General features: G+C 53.9%; 17 protein-coding genes, 1 tRNA gene and 1 pseudogene. 10 read left to right on the top strand and 9 right to left on the bottom strand.

What is annotated here, in order from left to right; translation table 11 throughout:
• From MUN86_RS12705 to groL, 4 genes are all read left to right on the top strand, one after another.
• Complete coding sequence (locus tag MUN86_RS12705) at window positions 1-1,461, top strand: DUF8458 domain-containing protein (protein WP_245118280.1); 1,461 nt, start codon at window positions 1-3, stop codon at window positions 1,459-1,461.
• Window positions 1,462-1,875 (top strand): preprotein translocase subunit SecG, encoded by a 414-nt coding sequence (secG, locus tag MUN86_RS12710; RefSeq protein ID WP_245118282.1) that lies wholly within the window; start codon window positions 1,462-1,464, stop codon window positions 1,873-1,875.
• Window positions 1,876-2,148: 273 nt separating this feature from the next.
• A complete protein-coding gene (gene groES / locus MUN86_RS12715) occupies window positions 2,149-2,439 on the top strand; it encodes a co-chaperone GroES (protein WP_206983612.1) in 291 nt (96 codons plus the stop codon).
• Window positions 2,440-2,481: 42 nt separating this feature from the next.
• Complete coding sequence (groL, locus tag MUN86_RS12720; protein ID WP_245118283.1) at window positions 2,482-4,122, top strand: chaperonin GroEL; 1,641 nt, start codon at window positions 2,482-2,484, stop codon at window positions 4,120-4,122.
• Window positions 4,123-4,569: 447 nt separating this feature from the next.
• Here the strand turns inward: groL and MUN86_RS12725 are convergent, their stop codons facing one another.
• Window positions 4,570-6,144, bottom strand: a complete 1,575-nt coding sequence (locus MUN86_RS12725; RefSeq protein WP_245118285.1) for a peptide MFS transporter — start codon at window positions 6,142-6,144, stop codon at window positions 4,570-4,572.
• Window positions 6,145-6,374: 230 nt separating this feature from the next.
• Here MUN86_RS12725 and pckA point away from each other — a divergent pair, with 230 nt between their 5' ends.
• The 3 genes from pckA (at window position 6,375) to MUN86_RS12740 (ending at window position 9,826) form a co-directional block, all read left to right on the top strand.
• The gene (gene pckA, locus MUN86_RS12730) at window positions 6,375-7,997 is read left to right on the top strand and encodes a phosphoenolpyruvate carboxykinase (ATP) (RefSeq protein ID WP_245118287.1); all 1,623 of its coding nucleotides are present in this window, start codon (window positions 6,375-6,377) and stop codon (window positions 7,995-7,997) included.
• Window positions 7,998-8,223: 226 nt separating this feature from the next.
• On the top strand, window positions 8,224-9,009 hold the full coding sequence (locus MUN86_RS12735; protein WP_245118288.1) for a S1/P1 nuclease: 786 nt from the start codon (window positions 8,224-8,226) through the stop codon (window positions 9,007-9,009).
• Window positions 9,010-9,124: 115 nt separating this feature from the next.
• A complete protein-coding gene (locus MUN86_RS12740) occupies window positions 9,125-9,826 on the top strand; it encodes a 16S rRNA (uracil(1498)-N(3))-methyltransferase (RefSeq protein ID WP_245118290.1) in 702 nt (233 codons plus the stop codon).
• 16 nt (window positions 9,827-9,842) lie between these two features.
• Here the strand turns inward: MUN86_RS12740 and MUN86_RS12745 are convergent, their stop codons facing one another.
• Entirely contained in the window at window positions 9,843-11,276 is a 1,434-nt protein-coding gene (locus tag MUN86_RS12745; protein ID WP_245118292.1) for an RtcB family protein, read from the bottom strand.
• A 220-nt stretch (window positions 11,277-11,496) separates the two neighbouring features.
• Here MUN86_RS12745 and MUN86_RS12750 point away from each other — a divergent pair, with 220 nt between their 5' ends.
• The gene (locus MUN86_RS12750) at window positions 11,497-12,159 is read left to right on the top strand and encodes a DUF4159 domain-containing protein (protein WP_245118293.1); all 663 of its coding nucleotides are present in this window, start codon (window positions 11,497-11,499) and stop codon (window positions 12,157-12,159) included.
• A 22-nt stretch (window positions 12,160-12,181) separates the two neighbouring features.
• Here MUN86_RS12750 and MUN86_RS12755 read toward each other — a convergent pair whose 3' ends face one another.
• From MUN86_RS12755 to MUN86_RS12775, 5 genes are all read right to left on the bottom strand, one after another.
• A complete protein-coding gene (locus tag MUN86_RS12755) occupies window positions 12,182-12,769 on the bottom strand; it encodes a hypothetical protein (protein WP_245118295.1) in 588 nt (195 codons plus the stop codon).
• A gap of 89 nt (window positions 12,770-12,858) precedes the next feature.
• Window positions 12,859-13,428, bottom strand: coding sequence for a 1-acyl-sn-glycerol-3-phosphate acyltransferase (locus tag MUN86_RS12760; RefSeq protein WP_245118297.1), 570 nt, complete (start codon window positions 13,426-13,428; stop codon window positions 12,859-12,861).
• Window positions 13,429-13,620: 192 nt separating this feature from the next.
• Entirely contained in the window at window positions 13,621-14,340 is a 720-nt protein-coding gene (locus MUN86_RS12765; RefSeq protein ID WP_245118299.1) for a patatin-like phospholipase family protein, read from the bottom strand.
• A gap of 160 nt (window positions 14,341-14,500) precedes the next feature.
• Window positions 14,501-15,349 (bottom strand): MBL fold metallo-hydrolase, encoded by an 849-nt coding sequence (locus MUN86_RS12770; protein WP_245118300.1) that lies wholly within the window; start codon window positions 15,347-15,349, stop codon window positions 14,501-14,503.
• Window positions 15,350-15,422: 73 nt separating this feature from the next.
• Window positions 15,423-16,370 (bottom strand): acetyl-CoA carboxylase carboxyltransferase subunit alpha, encoded by a 948-nt coding sequence (locus MUN86_RS12775; protein WP_245118302.1) that lies wholly within the window; start codon window positions 16,368-16,370, stop codon window positions 15,423-15,425.
• A 250-nt stretch (window positions 16,371-16,620) separates the two neighbouring features.
• On the opposite strand from MUN86_RS12775, the gene MUN86_RS12780 reads away from it, so the two are divergent.
• Window positions 16,621-16,694, top strand: a tRNA-Asp gene (locus MUN86_RS12780).
• 129 nt (window positions 16,695-16,823) lie between these two features.
• Here MUN86_RS12780 and MUN86_RS12785 read toward each other — a convergent pair.
• Together MUN86_RS12785 and MUN86_RS12790 are read right to left on the bottom strand one after the other, a co-directional pair.
• Window positions 16,824-17,773 (bottom strand): annotated as a pseudogene (locus tag MUN86_RS12785) (ADP-ribosylglycohydrolase family protein).
• A gap of 96 nt (window positions 17,774-17,869) precedes the next feature.
• Window positions 17,870-18,535 carry an HAD family hydrolase gene (locus MUN86_RS12790; RefSeq protein WP_245118305.1) on the bottom strand — a complete coding sequence of 222 codons (666 nt, stop codon included), beginning with the start codon at window positions 18,533-18,535 and terminating at the stop codon, window positions 17,870-17,872.
• 293 nt (window positions 18,536-18,828) lie between these two features.
• Here MUN86_RS12790 and MUN86_RS12795 point away from each other — a divergent pair, with 293 nt between their 5' ends.
• The gene (locus MUN86_RS12795) at window positions 18,829-19,071 is read left to right on the top strand and encodes a hypothetical protein (protein WP_245118307.1); all 243 of its coding nucleotides are present in this window, start codon (window positions 18,829-18,831) and stop codon (window positions 19,069-19,071) included.
• Window positions 19,072-19,101 lie beyond the last annotated feature (30 nt).

Here is a 19,101-nt window from a genome sequence, read left to right on the forward strand (position 1 = left end):
ATGACCCGCGCGTCGCTGTTGCACATTCTCAACCACGTGGGTAGTATTTCAGAAGCTGAAATCAGGGAACTGGAGCAACTAGCGGCGGCCTTCCCCTACTGCCAAACTGCTCATGTGCTGTTAGCCAAAGCAGCCCACGATCAAGGTAGCATGTTAGCCAGCCAACGCCTGCGCCGAGCGGCCACCTACGCCGCCGACCGGCAGCTACTGCGGCAGTTGCTGGAACAGCCCACCCCTGAAACCACTACTATCGAGCTTTCAGCACCAAAGGAACTACCGGCACCGCCTGAAGCTAATTTGCCAGCCGCTGCTGTTAGTGCGAGCAGTTCCACAGCCTTCATTCAGTCCTTAGTCACTGAGGATGTCCAGTTGCTGGAAACCCAGGAAGAAGAGGCTACTACAGTAGTAGAAGAAACTGCGACTGAAGTCCAAGAAACTTCAGTACCTGAACCTGTCGCTGTATTCGATCCTATTGTTGCGGAACAAGAAACAGACGTTCAAGAGGCAGTAGATTCAACTCAAGCTCACACCGAACAAGTGGAAAGTGAGTTAGAAGAACCTGGCAGCCTAGACACTATAGAACCGTTGGCTTCAGTTGAAACGCCAGAGGAAGTTGCCAAAGCGCCTGAGGAAAGCATTGAGACTCTGCCTGTTTCGTCAGCAGACTCTGAAACTGAGGCAACTGTTCCTGAACCTGTTGAGCCTTTTCTTTCAACCTCGGAAGTAGACTCAGATAGCGCTTCTATTGCCACAGACGATACCCAAGCTGTGGACGTAGTAAATGCTCCTGATGCGGAATTAGAGGTATTGCCAGCAGTGGCGCCCCCTATCCGGCCGCCAGCTGAAGTAGGCACTTCCCGCTTTGAGTTCGGCCTGAGTGAGCCCAACAAGCTCCCGGTTCCTATTTTGTATCAACTGCCCGGCCTTGATGAGGAAGAGACGGTTGAAGAAGCAGATGAAGAATACAATCTGTTTCCGCCAGCATCAACTACAGTTCTTGCTCCTCCTTTCCGGGTTGACACCGACGTAGCCTATAGCTTGCTTGAGGGCGGTAGCCGCTTCGGCTATGCACTACAGATGCGCGATGACGAACTGACGCAGCCCCTGCCAGCTACCGAGTTTTTTCCGCCTGATGCCCTGCTACACGCGCATGCTTCCAGCGCAAACCAGCCCCGCTCTATACCAACACCGTCGTCCTTCGATCTGATCAACCGGTTCCTGAAAGTGCAGCCCCGCCTTAAGGCACCAGGCGTACTGCCTACCGTGAATGAGCAGACAGATTTAGCAGCACGCAGTACGCATGCGCCGCCAGCTTTAGCCTCCGAAAGCCTCGCTAAAATCTTGATTAAACAAGGCAAAACAGAGCGGGCTATCGAAATATATGAACAACTGATGGTGCGCCAGCCGGAAAAAAGCGCGTACTTTGCCGACCAAATTCAACAACTGAAATCTTCCGAGTAGATGTACGCTGCACTCATAGTTATTATTCTTATCGTCTGCTTCTTTCTGGCCATTGTAGTGCTGGCTCAGAATCCCAAAGGCGGTGGATTGTCAAGCCAATTTGGCTCGGGTGGCGCTGCCAACCTAATGGGCGTAAAGCGCACCGGCGACCTGCTGGAGCGTTTGACGTGGGGTTTCGCTATCGGTCTTATGGTCCTGACGCTAGGCACGCACGTAATCAGCGGCACCTCGGCTGGTGTGGGCCCAGTACGCAGCGTTAACCAGCGTAAGGCGCTTGAAACTCGTTTGCCCGCAACTCCGGCACCCGCAGTTCCGGGTGCAGCAGCACCTGGTGGCGCGGCAGTTCCAAGTGGTACCACTACGCCTGCCACAACGCAGCCTTCCTCGGCCCCTGCTACTACTCCAGCACGGTAGTAATCGACTAGTTACTTATTTAAAAGGGAGCTTTCCTTGCGGAAGGCTCCTTTTTTTGCGCCCTTCCCAGAAAGTGACGACTCACCCACGTCAGTCCTGTTAAGTTAATTTTGACGGAGCTGCGCTGTCAGGTGTGACAGGCTTTGTACAGAATCCTGACGCAATGCGCCTTTTTAGTGTTCATTCTGTCAGGTTTCGGCGGGCTGGCATAAGAAGTGAGGGGAGGCGGACACCACCTTGTTTCAAGTAAACCTTTCAACCAAAACGTACAATATGTCGCTTAGCATGAAACCGCTGGCTGACCGCGTTATTATCGCGCCTGCCGCCGCCGAGGAGAAAACCAAGTCGGGCATCATCATTCCCGATACGGCCAAGGAGAAGCCACAGCGCGGCGAAGTAGTAGCCGTAGGCGAAGGCAAAGTGGCCGATAGCGGCACCACTATCCAGCCTCAAGTAAAAGTGGGCGACCAAGTGCTCTACGGCAAGTATGCCGGCACCGAAATCACCATCGATGGCCAAGACTACCTCATCATGCGGGAGTCGGATATCTTCGCCGTAATCTAAGTCCTATTCCTTTCTCCCTGATTCAAAACATCCGAAATTAAGATGGCTAAGAACATCCAATTCGATACCGACGGCCGCGACAAACTGAAGCGCGGTGTAGATAAACTGGCTAACGCCGTAAAGGTGACCCTGGGTCCGAAAGGCCGCAACGTGGTTATCGACAAGAAATTCGGTGCGCCGACCATCACCAAAGACGGTGTAACGGTGGCCAAAGAAATTGAGCTAAGCGACGCCATCGAGAACATGGGCGCTCAGTTGGTTAAAGAAGTAGCTTCTAAAACTGCTGATCAAGCAGGTGACGGTACCACGACGGCTACCGTACTGGCCCAGGCTATCTACGCTGCTGGTTCCAAGAACGTAGCGGCTGGTGCAAACCCAATGGACCTGAAGCGTGGCATCGACAAGGCTGTACAAGCCGTAGTTGCCAACCTGAAGGCGCAGTCGAAGAAGATTGAAAACTCTTCGGAAATTGCTCAAGTAGGTGCCATTTCGGCCAACAACGACATGGAAATCGGCCAGATGATTGCCGATGCTATGGACAAAGTAGGCAAAGAAGGCGTTATCACGGTAGAAGAAGCTCGCGGCACTGAAACCGAAGTGAAAACGGTAGAAGGCATGCAGTTCGATCGTGGCTACCTCTCCCCTTACTTCGTAACCAACCCAGAGAAGATGGAAGTTGAGCTCGACTCGCCTTACATCCTTATCTACGACAAGAAGGTGAGCACCATGAAGGAGTTGCTGCCCGTGCTCGAGCAAGTTGTTCAGACTGGCAAGCCCTTGGTTATCATCTCCGAAGACGTTGATGGTGAAGCCCTTGCTACCTTGGTAGTAAACAAACTCCGTGGTTCGCTGAAGATTGCCGCTGTAAAAGCTCCTGGCTTCGGCGACCGTCGCAAGGCCATGCTGGAAGACATTGCAGTCCTGACGGGCGGCACGGTTATTTCCGAAGAGCGCGGCTACAAACTCGACAGCGCTACCCTCGACTACTTGGGTACGGCCGAGAAAATCATCATTGACAAAGACAACACGACGATTGTCAATGGCAAGGGGGAGAAAGACGGCATCACCAGCCGCATCAACCAAATCAAAGCCCAAATCGAAACTACTACTTCCGACTACGACAAGGAGAAGCTGCAAGAGCGCCTTGCCAAACTGTCGGGCGGTGTAGCCATTCTCTACATCGGTGCTTCTACCGAGGTGGAGATGAAAGAGAAGAAAGACCGTGTTGACGATGCTCTGCACGCTACCCGCGCCGCCGTTGAGGAAGGCGTAGTACCAGGTGGTGGCGTTGCTTTCGTGCGTGCCCTAGAGTCGCTGGAAGCCGTTAATACTCATAATCTCGACGAGCGCACTGGTGTAAACATCATTCGCACGGCCCTCGAAGCTCCTCTGCGTACTATCGTGGCCAATGCTGGTGGCGAAGGTTCGGTGGTGGTGCAGAAAGTGCGCGATGGCAAAGGTGACTTCGGTTACAACGCCCGTGAAGATCGTTACGAAAACTTGATGGCGGCCGGTATCCTCGACCCCACCAAGGTAGCGCGCTTGGCCCTGGAAAATGCCGCTTCGATTGCTGGCCTGCTCCTGACCACGGAATGCGTAATCTCTGACGAGCCAGAAGCCGAGAAAGAGCACAGCCATGCTGGTGCTCCCGGTGGAATGGGCGGCATGGGCGGCATGATGTAATCTCCTTTAGCGACTGGCTTTTAGCCGTTAGCTTGAAAAGCCCTGTTGGCAATGCCAGCGGGGCTTTTCTGTGCTTCAAAATTCAGAAGTTGAGGCATCAGCGTAAAGTCAGGTACAATAGCGCAGGAGAGAAACAATACGCCGGGTAGCAAAGAATGCGTTAGGTAAGATAACCAACGCTTATGAAACCACAGGTCAGCCCGTCAGCGTCAACAATACATTGGGCATGGTGAAGAAAAAGAAATAGCCAAGACGTGCAGACACAGTCTCTGGAAGTAGGAATGATGCCTCAGGTAGAATAGGCGATGAAGTGAGTAGCTTCTAAAAAAGAGAAAAGCCCCGACTCAGTGGTCGGGGGCTTTTCTCTAACTGTGCTCAGATATTTGACCACGTCGTTCAACCAGCAAGGCCAGCCAGACAAACTTGCAGCCGCTGTTGCGCGGTGGTCTATGCTTGCGCTGTCGGTGCGGGATAGTTACGGGCATCCATCATTTTGGCCAGCTTACCGCTGATAAAGAACAGAATAGCCGCAGCCACGGCTGCCGATACCACGAAGACCATGAAAAAGTCGTAGAGGTTGGTGATTTGAAAGCCCAGAATTTGGGGCATTGGGCTGGTGGATTTAGGGTCGGGATAAAGGCTACTCATATAGCCGGCGAGGTAGTTAGCTGCCGCGTTGGCAAGAAACCACACGGCCATCAGCAACGAAGCAAACTTCACCGGGGCCAGCTTATTCACCAGCGACAGACCGATGGGCGACAAGCACAGCTCACCCGCAGAGTGCAAGAAGTAGAGGGCCACCAAAAAGAACATGCTCACTTTCACGCCCGGCTGCAAGTCGTGTACGCCGAAGCACATTACCAAGTAGCCGGCAGCCAATAGGGCTAAGCCGATAGCCATTTTGAGCGGGGACGGCGGCTCGGCCCCGCGACGGCCCAGAGCCGTCCACACAGCCGCCATGAGAGGAGCGCCCACCACCACGAAGATGGCGTTCAGGTTCTGAAAAATACTAGCTGGCAAGGTGTAACCGAAAATAGTGCGGTTCATCTGTTCGTCGGCGAAGAAGGTAAGCGAAGCCGGCGCCTGCTCGAACGCAGCCCAGAAAAAGACCACGAAAAACGACACGATAAAGATGACCATAATACCCTTGACGTCGGCCCCGCTCAAGGACTTGTCACTGAATATCATATAGATAATACCCAACACGGCTACGCCCAACAGCGGCGCAATGGTCGGAAACTTAGCCGAATCCAGCCACAGAATGCCCAAAATTAGCGCCAGTAGCACGGGGAGCAAGGCATACACACCCATGATGCCACCTGACTGCACGGGCGTAAGGCCCACTTGCTCGCCGGTGGGCGTATGCAGGTGCTTGTCTTTACCCCATCTAAACACGACCACGCTCAGTAACATGGCAATGCCACAGGCCAAAAAAGCCCAGCGAAACGCTTCAGGGTGACCTTCTCTATCTCCAATCAGGCTGGTGATGGTGTTGCCCAGAAACGAGCCCAGGTTGATACCCATGTAGAAGATGGTGTACGCCGCGTCCTTGCGCTTATCGGTGGCCGAATACAGTGAGCCCACCATGGAGGAAATGTTGGGCTTGAAAAAGCCATTGCCCACAATCATTACGCCCAGACCCAAGTACAGGAGCCAGTGGCTGAGGGCGTGGGTTTCGGCGGGTCCGTAGTTGGAAGCCGAGAAGAAGAGTGTGAACTGGCCCAGTGCCATCAGCAGCCCGCCTGTGATGATGGAGCGCCGGTTGCCCCAGTAACGGTCTGATATATAGCCACCAATGAGAGGCGTCAGATAAACAAGACTAGTGTAGCCGCCATAGAATTTGGAGGCAAAAGACTTGTCCATCATCATGGCTTTGGTTAGGAACAATACCAGTACCGCACGCATGCCGTAGTAGCTGAATCGTTCCCACATCTCGGTAGCGAAGAGAAGGTACAAACCCTTGGGATGGCTGGTTTGAGCGGCAGCAGGAGCCTGCTCACGCACAGCAGAGGTCGTTTGCATGAAGGTGATGTGAGAGAAGTGAAGAGGTAAAATACCCACTGGCTGCAACCAGACAGTAATTGGTAAAGCTACAAAACTTTGTTTACTGACAGTTGTTAGTTTTTTGCAACTTTTTCAGCGAATTTTCGCTAAATAGATCTCCGGAAACGTTTGCGGATCACATATTTCCTATATTTTTGCTCTCAGATTCCCCACCCATCCCCATAACCCCCACCCTATTCTCGGACTTTATGACAAAATCCGCCGCCACTGTTTTAGCTTGTTTAAAGCCGCTAGGTTTCACCGCAGCAAGTCAGGTTCATCTAAATCTACCTCCCGAGGCGCTTGTGCAAGAAGCGCTTCGCCGCAATGAAGGAGTCTTGACTGATACCGGTGCGCTAATGGCCGACACAGGCACCTTCACCGGCCGTTCCCCCAAAGACCGGTTTATCGTACGAGATGCCGGCACGGCCGACAGCGTGTGGTGGGGCGACATCAATATCCCGTTTGATGCCGCCAAGTTCGATCAACTGCACCAGAAGATGGTGGCTTACCTAACTGACAAGGAAATCTACGTGCGCGACGCGTACGCGGGTGCCAATCCCGATTACACGCTCAAGCTACGCGTAGTAAACGAGTTAGCCTGGCATAACTTATTCTGCTACAATATGTTCTTGCGCCCAGAGCCGGGCACTGACACCAGCTGGACGCCGGATTTCTCAATTATTTGTGCGCCCGGCTTTGAGGCCGATCCAGCTATCGATGGCACTCGCCAGAAGAACTTCGCTATCATCAACTTCTCGAAGAAGATGATTTTGCTGGGTGGCACTGGCTACGCCGGCGAAATGAAAAAAGGCATCTTCGGCGTGCTCAACTACCTGCTTCCGCACCAGATGCACACGCTGCCGATGCACTGCTCGGCCAACGTGGGCAAAGACGGCGACACCGCCATTTTCTTCGGCCTCTCCGGCACCGGCAAAACCACCCTATCCGCTGATCCTAACCGCGGCTTGATCGGCGACGACGAGCACGGCTGGACGCCTGATGCCGGCATCTTCAACTTCGAAGGCGGTTGCTACGCTAAGGTTATCGACCTAAGCGCGGAGAAAGAACCAGAAATCTGGAATGCTATTCGCACTGGAGCCATTGTAGAAAACACTCGCTTTATTCCCGGCACCACTACGGTGGACTATGCCAACAAATCGGTGACGGAGAACACCCGCACGGCCTACCCTATCCATTTTATTCCGAATGCTATTGAGCCGTCGGTAGCTGATGCGCCCAAGAATATTTTCTTCTTGACGGCCGATGCATTTGGGGTGCTTCCTCCTATCAGCAAGCTAGACAAGAGCCACGCTATGTACCATTTTATGTCGGGCTACACGGCTAAGGTGGCGGGTACCGAAATGGGCATTACCGAGCCACAAACCACATTCTCGGCTTGTTTTGGTGCGGTTTTCCTACCCCTGCACCCTACTAAATACGCCGAGATGCTCGGCAAAAAGATGGACGAAAACCCAGACGTGAACGTGTGGCTGGTAAATACTGGCTGGACGGGCGGCTCCTACGGCGTTGGCTCTCGCATGAAACTGAGCTACACCCGCGCCATGATTACGGCGGCGCTCAATGGAGAACTAGACGACGTAGAATTCAGCAAGCATCCAATTTTCGGCGTGGAAGTACCCGCTTACGTACCTAACGTTCCCGACCACATCCTCGACCCGCGTGATACCTGGGCCAACAAGGAAGCTTACGACAGAACAGCAGCTGATCTGGCTACCAAGTTTGTCAACAACTTCAAGAAGTACGCGGATTTTGCCAATGCCGAAATCTTGGCCGGTGCTCCTAAGGCAGAAGTAGCCGCCAGCGTATAAAGTCACTGATAATCTCGACGAAAGCCCTGCTGGTATTTAGCCAGCGGGGCTTTTTAGTGTTGGATAAGTATGCATTTCATGACGCAGCCTGTCATTCCTTGCCTATCCGTGCTTACGCTCGTGCTAAATCCTCTCTACTTATAATACATAACTTCTTGTTCACGCTGCGTTCCACCTAAACCCGCTAATTTTGCTGTTTAAACGTACTCTTTACTTCTTCTTTTTCATGCGCAAGCGCTTCCTGCCAGTCCTATTGCTGCTCCTTACACCTCTCCGCCTGTGGGCCTGGGGAGTAGACGGGCACCGCGCCATTGGTAAAATTGCTGAAAATCATCTCTCTCGTCACGCCAAGAAAGAAATCCAGAAGCTGCTAGGCACCGAAACACTACCGCTGGTTAGTACCTGGCCCGACGAAATTCGTTTCTATCCGGAGTTTAAAGACACTGCCCCTTGGCACTATGTGAACACTGCGTCTGGCTTGAACCATGACCAGTACGTGCAACAGCTCAAAGCGCAAACTACGCCAAACGCTTACAACGTGCTGATCAAGCAATTAGAAACTTTAAAGGACACCCATAAAACGCAGGCTGAACGCCTGGCCGCCCTAAAATTTGTAGTCCATATCGTGGGCGACGTGCACCAGCCTTTACATGCCGGCCACGCCGAGGACAAGGGGGGCAACGACATCAAGCTGAAGTACCGCGGCAAGGACACCAACCTGCATAGTCTTTGGGATAGTGGCCTTCTTGACTATCAGGGGCTTACGTACAGCGAAATAGCCGGACAGTACGAGCCTCAATTGCGCGGCCGTCAAGTAAAAACGTGGCAGAAAGCAACTCCGGAGCAGTGGCTTTGGGAGTCGTATCAGGCTAGTGAGCAGATATACGGGGATGTACCCGCCAATGGCGACGTCGACTACAAGTACTACCCGGCTCATTCCGAGCTAATGAAACAACGCATCGAGCAGGCGGGCGTGCGACTAGCAGCAATTCTGAACGAGACGCTTAAATAACCGGCAACTACGCAGCCAGCTGACAATAAAGCAGCTCTCTTTCACACAAACCCTGCTGGCCCTAGTGGTTGGCAGGGTTTTCTGTTTCGGCGCCGTATCCCTCTATCTTTGCTTTATGCCGCACACCTTCTACGCCCCGGACCTAGCAGGCCCCACCTACACCCTGCCCGAAGATGAAAGCAAGCACGCAGTGCGTGTGCTGCGCCTAACTGCTGGCGAAACTGTGGAGTTGGTCAACGGCCGTGGCAGCGTATTTCAGGCGGAAGTAGAGGCCGCCGATGCGAAGCGCTGTCGGCTGCGCGTGGTGCAGGAGCAGCAAGTATCACGTCGTCCCTACTTCGTGCACGTAGCCGTGGCTCCCACCAAAAACCTCGACCGCATGGAGTGGCTGGTGGAAAAAGCCACCGAAATAGGAGTCGACCGGTTGTCGTTTCTGCGTTGTGCCCGCTCCGAGCGGCGTGAGTTAAAGCTAGACCGACTACACAAAATAGCGGTTAGCGCCCTCAAGCAGTCGGGGCAGGCATGGCTGCCGGAAATGGACGAACTGGTGGACTTTGCGGCTTTTCTACCCACCGTGGCCGGCGACACTACGTTTATTGCCCATCTGGAAGAAGGAGAGCGGACGTCTTTAGCCCGCGTGGCGGCGCACGGCACTGGTTGTTGCGTCCTTATCGGCCCAGAAGGTGACTTCACCCCGCAGGAAATTGAGGCAGCATTTGCCCGGGGTATCCGCCCCGTTACGCTCGGGGCCTCCCGGTTGCGCACCGAAACCGCCGCACTAGCCGCCATGCATACCGTGCATGTCGTGCGGGAATAGGTTGTTGCACCCGACGTCATTCTGCCTGCAGCGCCGAACCGTCGGCTTGAGAATCGGCCGCAGCTAACCGCGCGGCTTCCTTGGCCAGCTTCTTTTTGCGCCAGGGTGCATCTTGTTCCCAGTCGCCGGCCATGATGCAGCCGTAAGGTTGGATTTCGTCGATGGTGGTAGCTAAGTTGAAATCCATAATCTGCTGCTTGACGTCGTGGGCATCCTTGTAGGCACTGGGCAACTCGGAAATATCAATTTGGTTGAAGTAAAACCGGGCGTCGATACCGCGGGTTTCCTCGGCAAATAAGTCTTCTTTGGTTTGGTTGAGCTTGCTGTATTTGTGGCGAGTACGGCTTAGGTTCCGGCCGGCCCCGTGGGGCGCGAAGCCTAGGTTGGTTTCGGTGGTAGTACCTTCCACAATCAGGATTGGCTGAGCCATATTCAGCGGAATGATGCGCGGACCGGTGATGTCAGGCATAAACTTCTGGTCTAGCGGCGTGGCTCCCTTGGCGTGGTAATACAAGTCACCGTCGCGAAACACGAAGTTGTGTTCATTCCAAAACTGCTGTTGCACGGTTGCCCCAAGTTGCTTACTGATAGCCTCGTGTAAGCACAAATGGTTTTGCTTGGTCCACTTTCGAATGGTTTGCAGCGCGGCCCAGTACTGCTCGCCTTCCACGGACTGGCTAGGAATCCAGGCGTTGTGCGGGTTAGTTTCGGGCGAAATAACTTGGCGGAAACGTTCGGCCACCTTCATGCCTTGGGTATAGAGCGCGGCGCCCACTCCCCGGGAGCCATGGTGGGTCACCAACACCGTATCGCCGGTATTGCGCGAGATTCCGACGTAAAGAAAGTGGTTGCCATCGCCCTGAGTGCCTAGATGCTCGCGGGCGAAATTGAGGCTGCGTAAGGAATTGAGGAATGGGTTGGCTTGGAACTCGGCTTCAATTTCGGCAGGCAACACAAACTGCCGCTCTGGCGAGCGGCCGCCGGGACCGAAATGCGTGATCTGCTGCGCAGTATCGAGTACCCTTTTGGGGTTCACTTTGCCCAGATTGGTCAGCATCACGGAGCAGCAGATATCGGCGCTGTGCATGCCGGGGTGAATGGCGTTGCGGACAACGACAATGCCCCCAACCGGAATGGTACCTAGCGGTCCAGCCGGACAGGCGTCGGGCATAATGGCGCCAGCTACCACCGTGGGGGTACGCATCAACTGCTGCATCGACTGCCTTACGAAGTCGATATTGGCTTGCTCCACCGGCGTGTCGGCGCGGATGTTCTCGTAAAAAGGCACTGGCTCTTCCAACAGCGGAATTTCCGGCGCAGGTTTCACGGTATCGAGGTAGGTCAATAATGCTTCGCCTTCTAGACTGTGGGCGTTGATGTGCTCAAGGGTCTCCTTGAACCGCTTACTGGGCTTTAACCCCAAGGCTATCAGATCCTTTCCGGTTACCATAGATGAATACGTAAGTTATAGTGATTATGTAAGTACCTTATTAGGCAGCAAGACGTGAAGTAAACCGTGCTAATCCGGCGGGTGCTAAGTTGACGCGCTTCTACGGTACAACTCAGCTAGACAATAATAGACAAACAACTTAACCCGATACTACAAGCCTGAACTTTCTCGGTTATCTGTTACTTTGTTTGATAATGCACCTGTTTGCGTTGAATACTCCATGCTGAAAAACCTGCTGACTGTTCTGCTTCTGTTTGCTCTCACGGCCGCCGCTCCGCTGGCTCCTAGCTTCCGCATAGCCAAGCTGCACTACGGTGGCGGCGGCGACTGGTATGCCAACAAAACCTCGTTGCCCAATCTGATTCGTTACTGCAACCAGACGTTACGCACCAATATCGCGCCCGACGAGGCTACCGTAGAGCTGGATTCGCCGGAGTTGCTGACGTACCCGTTTGTCCACATGACCGGCCACGGCAACGTTGCTTTCACGGAAGGCGAAGCCAAAAACCTGCGGCGTTATCTAACGGGTGGCGGCTTCCTGCACATCGACGATAACTACGGTCTCGACAAGTTCATTCGGCCCGAGATGAAAAAGGTATTTCCCGAGTTGGACTTTGTGGAGTTGCCTTTCTCCCACCCTATCTACCACCAGAAATTTCAGTTTCCGAAAGGCTTGCCCAAAGTGCACGAGCACGACGGCAAGCGGCCGCAAGGCTTCGGGCTACTCTACAAAGGCCGGTTGGTATGCTTCTACAGCTACGAGTGCGACTTAGGTAACGGCTGGGAAGACCTTGGCACCTATCCCGAAGACACAGCCGCCACGCATGATGCGGCCCTACGTATGGGCGCAAACCTTGTAACCTACGCACTGACGCAGGATTAACAAGGAGGAAAAGCTTCCGTAGCTAGAATTTTCGCTTCAGAATTTCGCTTAGCACAAACGCAGCTCGCAAATCGGCTGGATTTCGTAGGCGATCAGCTATGCTGCTTTGGGCTTGCAGACGGGTTTCTTCGCGGCGGCGCACCTGGTTCTGGCTCCAGTAATCTTCCTGACCGTGCTGCGTGGTAGCGCGGGGCAATGCGGCGGCACGGCGCGCTTCATGTTTTGGAGCCTCCAGCGAACGAGCTTCGCGAGACCTTTCCAAAGATTTTGGCGCCACAGTGGTTTGCTCTAAGCTACGCGGGGCGGGGGCAGTTTCTCGCGGCAGTGCCCGGCCGGCCGGCGTGGTTTGCGTGGCAGGCTTAGAGACCGGAGGCGCAGGTACAGTAGCCGGATTACCGGTACGGTTCTGCTCCTGCATCTGCCTTAGCATTTCTTCAAAAGAGGTAGCAGGCAATGCAGTTACTGGCCGAGGCTTTCCCGTACTATCGGGCCGGGAGAACTTACGCTCCCGCCGCTCACGCTCCGTAATGGCGCGGGCTTTCTGCACCATGCGCCAGATGAAGATGCCGAGGCCAAGCACAATCCAAAGTAGTGTTTGCAGCTTTTCCATCTTGAGTACGCCGGGCTAAATTGATGAATGTGTTACCGGATGACGGATTGTCGAAACTTCAACCGTTCAACGCTTTATTTTCTGGTCTCTTACCGAACGCCTTTTTCTGGGAAACGGCCTGATTTGGTGCGGTAGAAGGCTTTTATTTTCTCGAGGTCGGCTTCGTAGTCACCGGTGGGGTAAATGGCTGGGCCGACGCCAGCTTCTTTTTTCTTGTAGTCGAGGAAGCCGAGCAGGATAGGAACTTCTGCCCCTACCGCCGCAAAGTAAAACCCTTTGCGCCAGCGAGGTTGGTAAGCGCGGGTACCTTCGGGGGTAATCAGAATCACAAGTTCGTCGCGCTCATTGAAGAGTTGCACCATGCCATCGACGAGACTATTGTTTTTGCTGCGGTCAACTGCCAACCCTCCCAACGACCTCACCAACCCGCCGAGCACGGGAATAGTAGTCCATTCCTTCTTGATAGTTAGCTTAACGTCCACATCCATGAGGAAGAAAGCAGCGCGGGCCATGATAAAGTCCCAGTTGCTGGTGTGCGGCGCGGCAATCATCATGCTCTTTTTGATGTTGGGCGGCACTACGCCGTTGAGTTTCCACCCGGCTACCCGGAAAATTGCTTTCGAAATGTAGTACCAGAAGGTAGAGGTTTTGCGGGCCATGCAGAGAATACGGACTCGTGTGGGTGAGAGCCGTGGGTAAAGCTAGAAGTAAAAGAATGAAATACGAAAGTAGGCCAACTTGCAACCGCGCAAAGCGCCAGACTCGCCTTCACTTAAGTATCAGCACTCAGGTAGCGCAACGCTGTTATTTAACGTAAACGGCTGGACTCAGCGCAGAACAAAGGCTTTTTATCAGGCGCTAGCCGCTCCGTGTAGGAGTGCCGTCAGCGCCGCCGCTTGGCCCATCGTATGCTGATAGCCGATATCGAACAGTTCCTGGGCGAGGCGGTAGTCCAGCGTGCGGTATAGGCGCAGCTCGGGTGGCTCGATCAGCAAGTCACATTTCTGCTTGTTGAGCGTGGTATTGGCGTTGATGGCCAAGTTGAGCGTCCGTTCTACCAGCGTCCGGAACGTTGTGACGCGCGCCGCGCGGTTGATGGGGTTGCAATTGACACCCACTATCCGCAGACCTTTATCTAGAAGCGGTTCTACGGGCAAGTTGTTGAGTAGCCCGCCATCTACGAGTTGCCGCCCTTCAAACTCTACGGGCCGGTACAGAATGGGCACGGCCGATGAAGCCAAAAGAGGCGGAATCAGCAACCCTTCCGAGAAATAGATGGATATACCTTCTGTTAAATCGGTGGCAACCAGCGTGAGCGGCCGCTGCAAATCAGCAAACGTGCACTCGGCTCCGAGGTGCTGGGCCAATAGAACCTGCACGGCATCGAGGCGCAACAAGCCATAACGGCTAAGCGAGATACGCGTCAAGCGGGTGAAATTGACGCTCGTGAAGAGCCGCAGAATCTCGCGGGGTGCAAAGCCGGCGGCGTAAAACGTGGCCGCAATAGCTCCCGACGACACTCCGGCTAGTCGGGCCAGCGGCAGCGCTAGCTCATCGAGGGCGGCCAGCACTCCTAAATGAGCAATACCTCGCGCCCCTCCCCCGACAAAGCCAGTCCAAGGGAGTTGCTGCTTGCTGATGGCTCGTTTCTGATGGCGTCGGTCAAAATAAGCAGGAGTATTTAGGCCGTAAGAAAGCCGGAATGAAAGCTAGTTCCAAGCAACTATACGCCTACAATTCGTCTAGGCGGAAGGTCTCGGCCAAGCGAATTCCTTTGTCGGTGTGCTGCACGGTGCAGCATTCCACGCTGGGGTCGTGCTCGAGTACTAACACCCAGTTTTCATCGGCGGCGCGGCGCAGCACTTGCTCTTTTTCGGTCATGGTCACGAGCGGGCGCATGTCATAGGCCATTACGTAAGGCAACGGCACATGCCCAGTGCTAGGCAGCAAATCAGCCATGAACACCACCGTGCGGTCTTTATAAGTGAACTTGGGCAGCATCATTTTCTCGGTGTGCCCATCAGCGAAGATGATTTCCTGGAAGCTAGGCAAGGCATCGGGCACGCCAGCACCGGTTCCGACGAACTGCAAATGGCCGCTTTCCTGAATCGGCAAGATGTTTTCCTTCAGGAAACTAGCCTTTTCGCGCGGGTTAGGCGTTACGGCCCAATCCCAATGCGCTTGGTTGCTCCAATACGTAGCATTTGGAAAAGCCAGTTGCAGCTTGTCGTCGGGGGTACGCACTACCGAGCCGCCGCAGTGGTCGAAGTGCAAGTGGGTCAGGAACACATCCGTAATATCGGCGGCGGTGAAGCCCCGTGCCCGTAACGATTTTTCCAGCGTGTCGTCGCCGTGCAAGTAGAAATGACCACGAAACTTCTGATCTTGCTTGTCGCCAATGCCGTTGTCAATGAGCACTAGGCGGTTGCCATCTTCCACCAGCAGGCAGCGCATGGCCCAAGTACACATGTTGTTGTCGTCGGCTGGGTTCAGCTTTTGCCACATGCTTTTGGGCACTACCCCAAACATGGCACCGCCATCCAACTTAAACAGACCTGTATCGAGCGTATAAATTTGCATTATTGAATTGTTTGATGGTTAGTGCACCTGCAATTGTTGAACAAGCAACCATTCAACAATCCAACGATTCAACCTACTCCATCACCACCCCCATAGCCGAGAACTTATCGATGCGCTGGCTGATGCGTTCCTCGTGGGGAAGGGCTTCCAGTTCGTCGAGGGTTTTGATGATGGTTTTCTTGAGTGCCTGAATGATCTTTGGCACGTCGGTATGCGCACCGCCGAGAGGCTCCTTCACAATTCCATCGACTAGCTTGGCCGCCAGCATATCGGTAGCGGTGAGTTTAAGCGCCTCGGCTGCTTGCTCTTTGTAATCCCAGGAGCGCCACAAAATACTAGAGCACGACTCGGGCGAAATAACCGAGTACCACGTGTTTTCCAGCATCAGCACCCGGTCGCCGATAGCAATGCCAAGAGCGCCACCCGAAGCTCCTTCGCCAATAATGATGCAGATAACCGGCACCTTCAGCAGGAACATTTCTTTAAGGTTGCGGGCAATGGCTTCGCCCTGGCCCCGCTCCTCGGCTTCCAAGCCGGGAAAAGCTCCAGGCGTGTCAATCAAGGTGATAATTGGCTTGCCAAACTTTTCGGCGAGCTTCATTAGGCGCAGTGCTTTGCGGTAGCCCTCAGGATTGGGCATACCGAAGTTGCGAAACTGCCGCTGCTTGGTGTTACGACCCTTCTGCTGCCCAATAAACATAACAGAGCGGCCATTCAGCTCGGCAAACCCTCCAATCATGGCTTTGTCGTCGGCCACGGTCCGGTCGCCGTGCAGCTCCACAAACTTCTCGCTCATGCCCTCGATGTAATCGAGCGTATAGGGTCGTTCGGGATGGCGCGACAGCTGCACCCGTTGCCAGCGGGTCAGATTGGCGTAGGTTTCCTTTTTAAGGGTTTTGATTTTGGCCTCAAGAGCAGCTACAGCATCCGAAACATCTACTTGGCTGTCGAGAGCCAACTGTTGCATTTCGCGGAGCTTGCCTTCGAGGGCAGCAATGGGTTGTTCGAAATCAAGGAGCATTGGCCGGGAAGGAATGCGTCGGGTTGGTGGTGAGAAGAGGAAGGTGGCAAAGGTAAGCGAACCGCTTCACTCGTCACACGCTTGATTATGGTAGGAGCGGAAGAAAGTTTTCTAGCTGAGAAACAGCTAGAAAACAGTGAAGTGCCCTTGAATACCGGATTTTATCGGGGCTAGGTTGGGAATTGTCGCAGCGCGCGCTACCTTTGCAGCACCTTATCGAAAAGCAGGTAGCTTTTTGGTAATATGAACTGGTTCGGTAGTTCAGTCGGTTAGAATGCCGCCCTGTCACGGCGGAGGTCGCGGGTTCGAGTCCCGTCCGGACCGCAGTAAAGAAGAAGCCCCGATGAGTAGACTACTCACCGGGGCTTCTTCTTTATTTTAGGCTTGCTACTGACGGTTACCTAGTCTTGGATCGGGTTCAGACAACCAATAATCTAACTTCTGCTTAATCTGTCAGTTAGCTAATCGAGTAGCTGCCCGCGCCGCAAGATCTTCGATGTCGGAGCGGCGGGCCAGCACGGCTAGCCACTCGGCTGGAATAGCAGCTTCGCCGTAGTAGATTCCGGCCAGGCCCCTACTACGGCGCCAGTTGTATCGGTATCGTCGCCGAGGTTGACGGCGGCCAACACTGTTTCGGCAAAGGTATCGTGGCGGAGCAGGCACCAGAACGCGGCTTCCAAAGTGTGCATCACGTATCCACCGCTGTTGATAGCCGTGACAGCCATATTGGGCAGACGGCCGCTTAGAATACGTTCAAACTGGTCGGCTTCGCGAGCTGCAATCTTGAGCTGGTATAACTGAGCTGGTGCTTCTGAGCATAGTTGTGCATAAGCGGCAGTTGGTGCGAGCCCCGCGAGCAGGTGACGCGCCATTTCCAGATATAGAAAACAGGCAATAGCCGAGCGCACATGCCCATGCGTAACCGCCGACACATCAGAAATTAGGGCGAAGCGCTCAGTTAAGGGCGCTTCTGGCTGGTAAAAGGCTAGCGGCAAGATGCGCATAAGTGAGCCATTGCCATTGCTGTACTCGTCGGTGCTGCCAGCCAATAGTAGGTCGCTGTCTGCTCTCAGGCGGTTAATGGCCTCACGCGTGGTAATGCCAATGTCGAATACCACGCCGTGGGGCGTCCAGAAATTTTGGTAGTACCACCGGCAGCAATTCTCGGCTACCTTACCCACTGTCAAGCCATCGGCTATTGCTTCGGCCAAGCAGAACGTGAGCGAGGCATCATCGGACCACGTACCTGCGGGTTGGTTATGGGTACCATAAGCGCGCATGTGCACCACCGGATCTTGGCGGCGGGCCGTACGGCTTTGAAACTCCACGGGTACGCCAAGCGCATCGCCAACGGCAAGCCCGAGTAAGGCAGCACGAAGTTGTGATTCTAAAATAGTAGGCATATCACTGTTGATGAGGCTATAGAAGATGAATTCACGATAAAACCTTGATTTTAAGCAAATACCTATCAGGCATGTAAAATCAGTAAAGACGGCCCGTTATTGAAGTAGTGGTAAGAGCTCAGGTAGAGAATTGATGCGGTAGGTGGGCTGAAGGGGCAGATTATCGTTTTCTTGCCCGAAGCCATAGCTGGCCCAGCAAGAGGCAATGCCGCAGTTGCGGGCAAAACGCAAGTCGGGCGCTGTGTCGCCTATCATGAGTGTGGCACCGGGGCTAATGGCCGAGAATCGGGGCTGAATCACTTGGGTGAACATGGCCGGGTCGGGTTTGAGGGGCAGTTGCCGGTCGGGCGTATCGCCGAGCACAAGGCTGAAATAGTGCCGCAAGCCAAACCGACTGAGCGAATTTTCTAGCAACGGCAACCCTTTGTTGCTAATAACCACCGACTCCTTGCCATTGGCCGCAGCAGCAACCAGCACCTGCTCCACGCCCGGAAATAGGGTAACCAGCTCTTCGGATTCGGTGTTGTAGATGGCGCGGTAAGTATTCACCCAAACAGCAGGCAGCGGCGGCGTACCGGGCGGATGCAGCCAGAGCAGCATTTCGGGCAGCAACAGCCCCCGCCCTACTGCTTCATCCATCAACGTTTCATCGGGCGGCGGATAGCCTAGTATCTCAAACGTGCGACGCATGGAATGCTTGATGGCCCGATGTGTATCGCAAAGGGTACCGTCGTAGTCGAAGAGCAGTAAGGAATAGGGCATAAGGCACAAAAGTACGACGATGTGCCATGTAACACGAAAGACTATCGTTTTGCATTTGTTAATACTTAGCTCATGGCAAATCACGAAATCATATAGAATTAACTTTAGCCCCTGCAATACTTTTCATGTAAATCGACAAGAATATTTTCAGGAATAAAGCCACTGCATCTATCTGAAAATCAACATTATGAAATAAAATAAATTAGAACTATTAAAATCCTTATAAGAGCAGCACAATTTCTGGCCCCACTCTTGAGTTTATAGCAGCATAACACACCTGACCTCTACTCTCTATGATCCGGACTCTGCTGCTGTTTTTTGCTTTGTTACTCGTGAGTGGCGTTGAATCAACTCCCGCCGAGGCGGGCCGCCCCACTGCCTACGCCCGCGCCAAGATGAAAGCTAAGCGGTACACCCACCGCCCGAGCTACAAAATTTACAAAGGTCACCGCAAACGCGGTCATCGTAGCTTGTTCAACTTCAAGGGCAGCCGGGCTAAAGTGAAGCGCACCCAAACCCGTTCTAGCCGCATATGAGCAACCCTTAGTATTTAAGTGGCTTCAGCT

Source organism: Hymenobacter volaticus, from assembly GCF_022921055.1.
Taxonomy (GTDB): Bacteria; Bacteroidota; Bacteroidia; order Cytophagales; family Hymenobacteraceae; genus Hymenobacter; species Hymenobacter volaticus.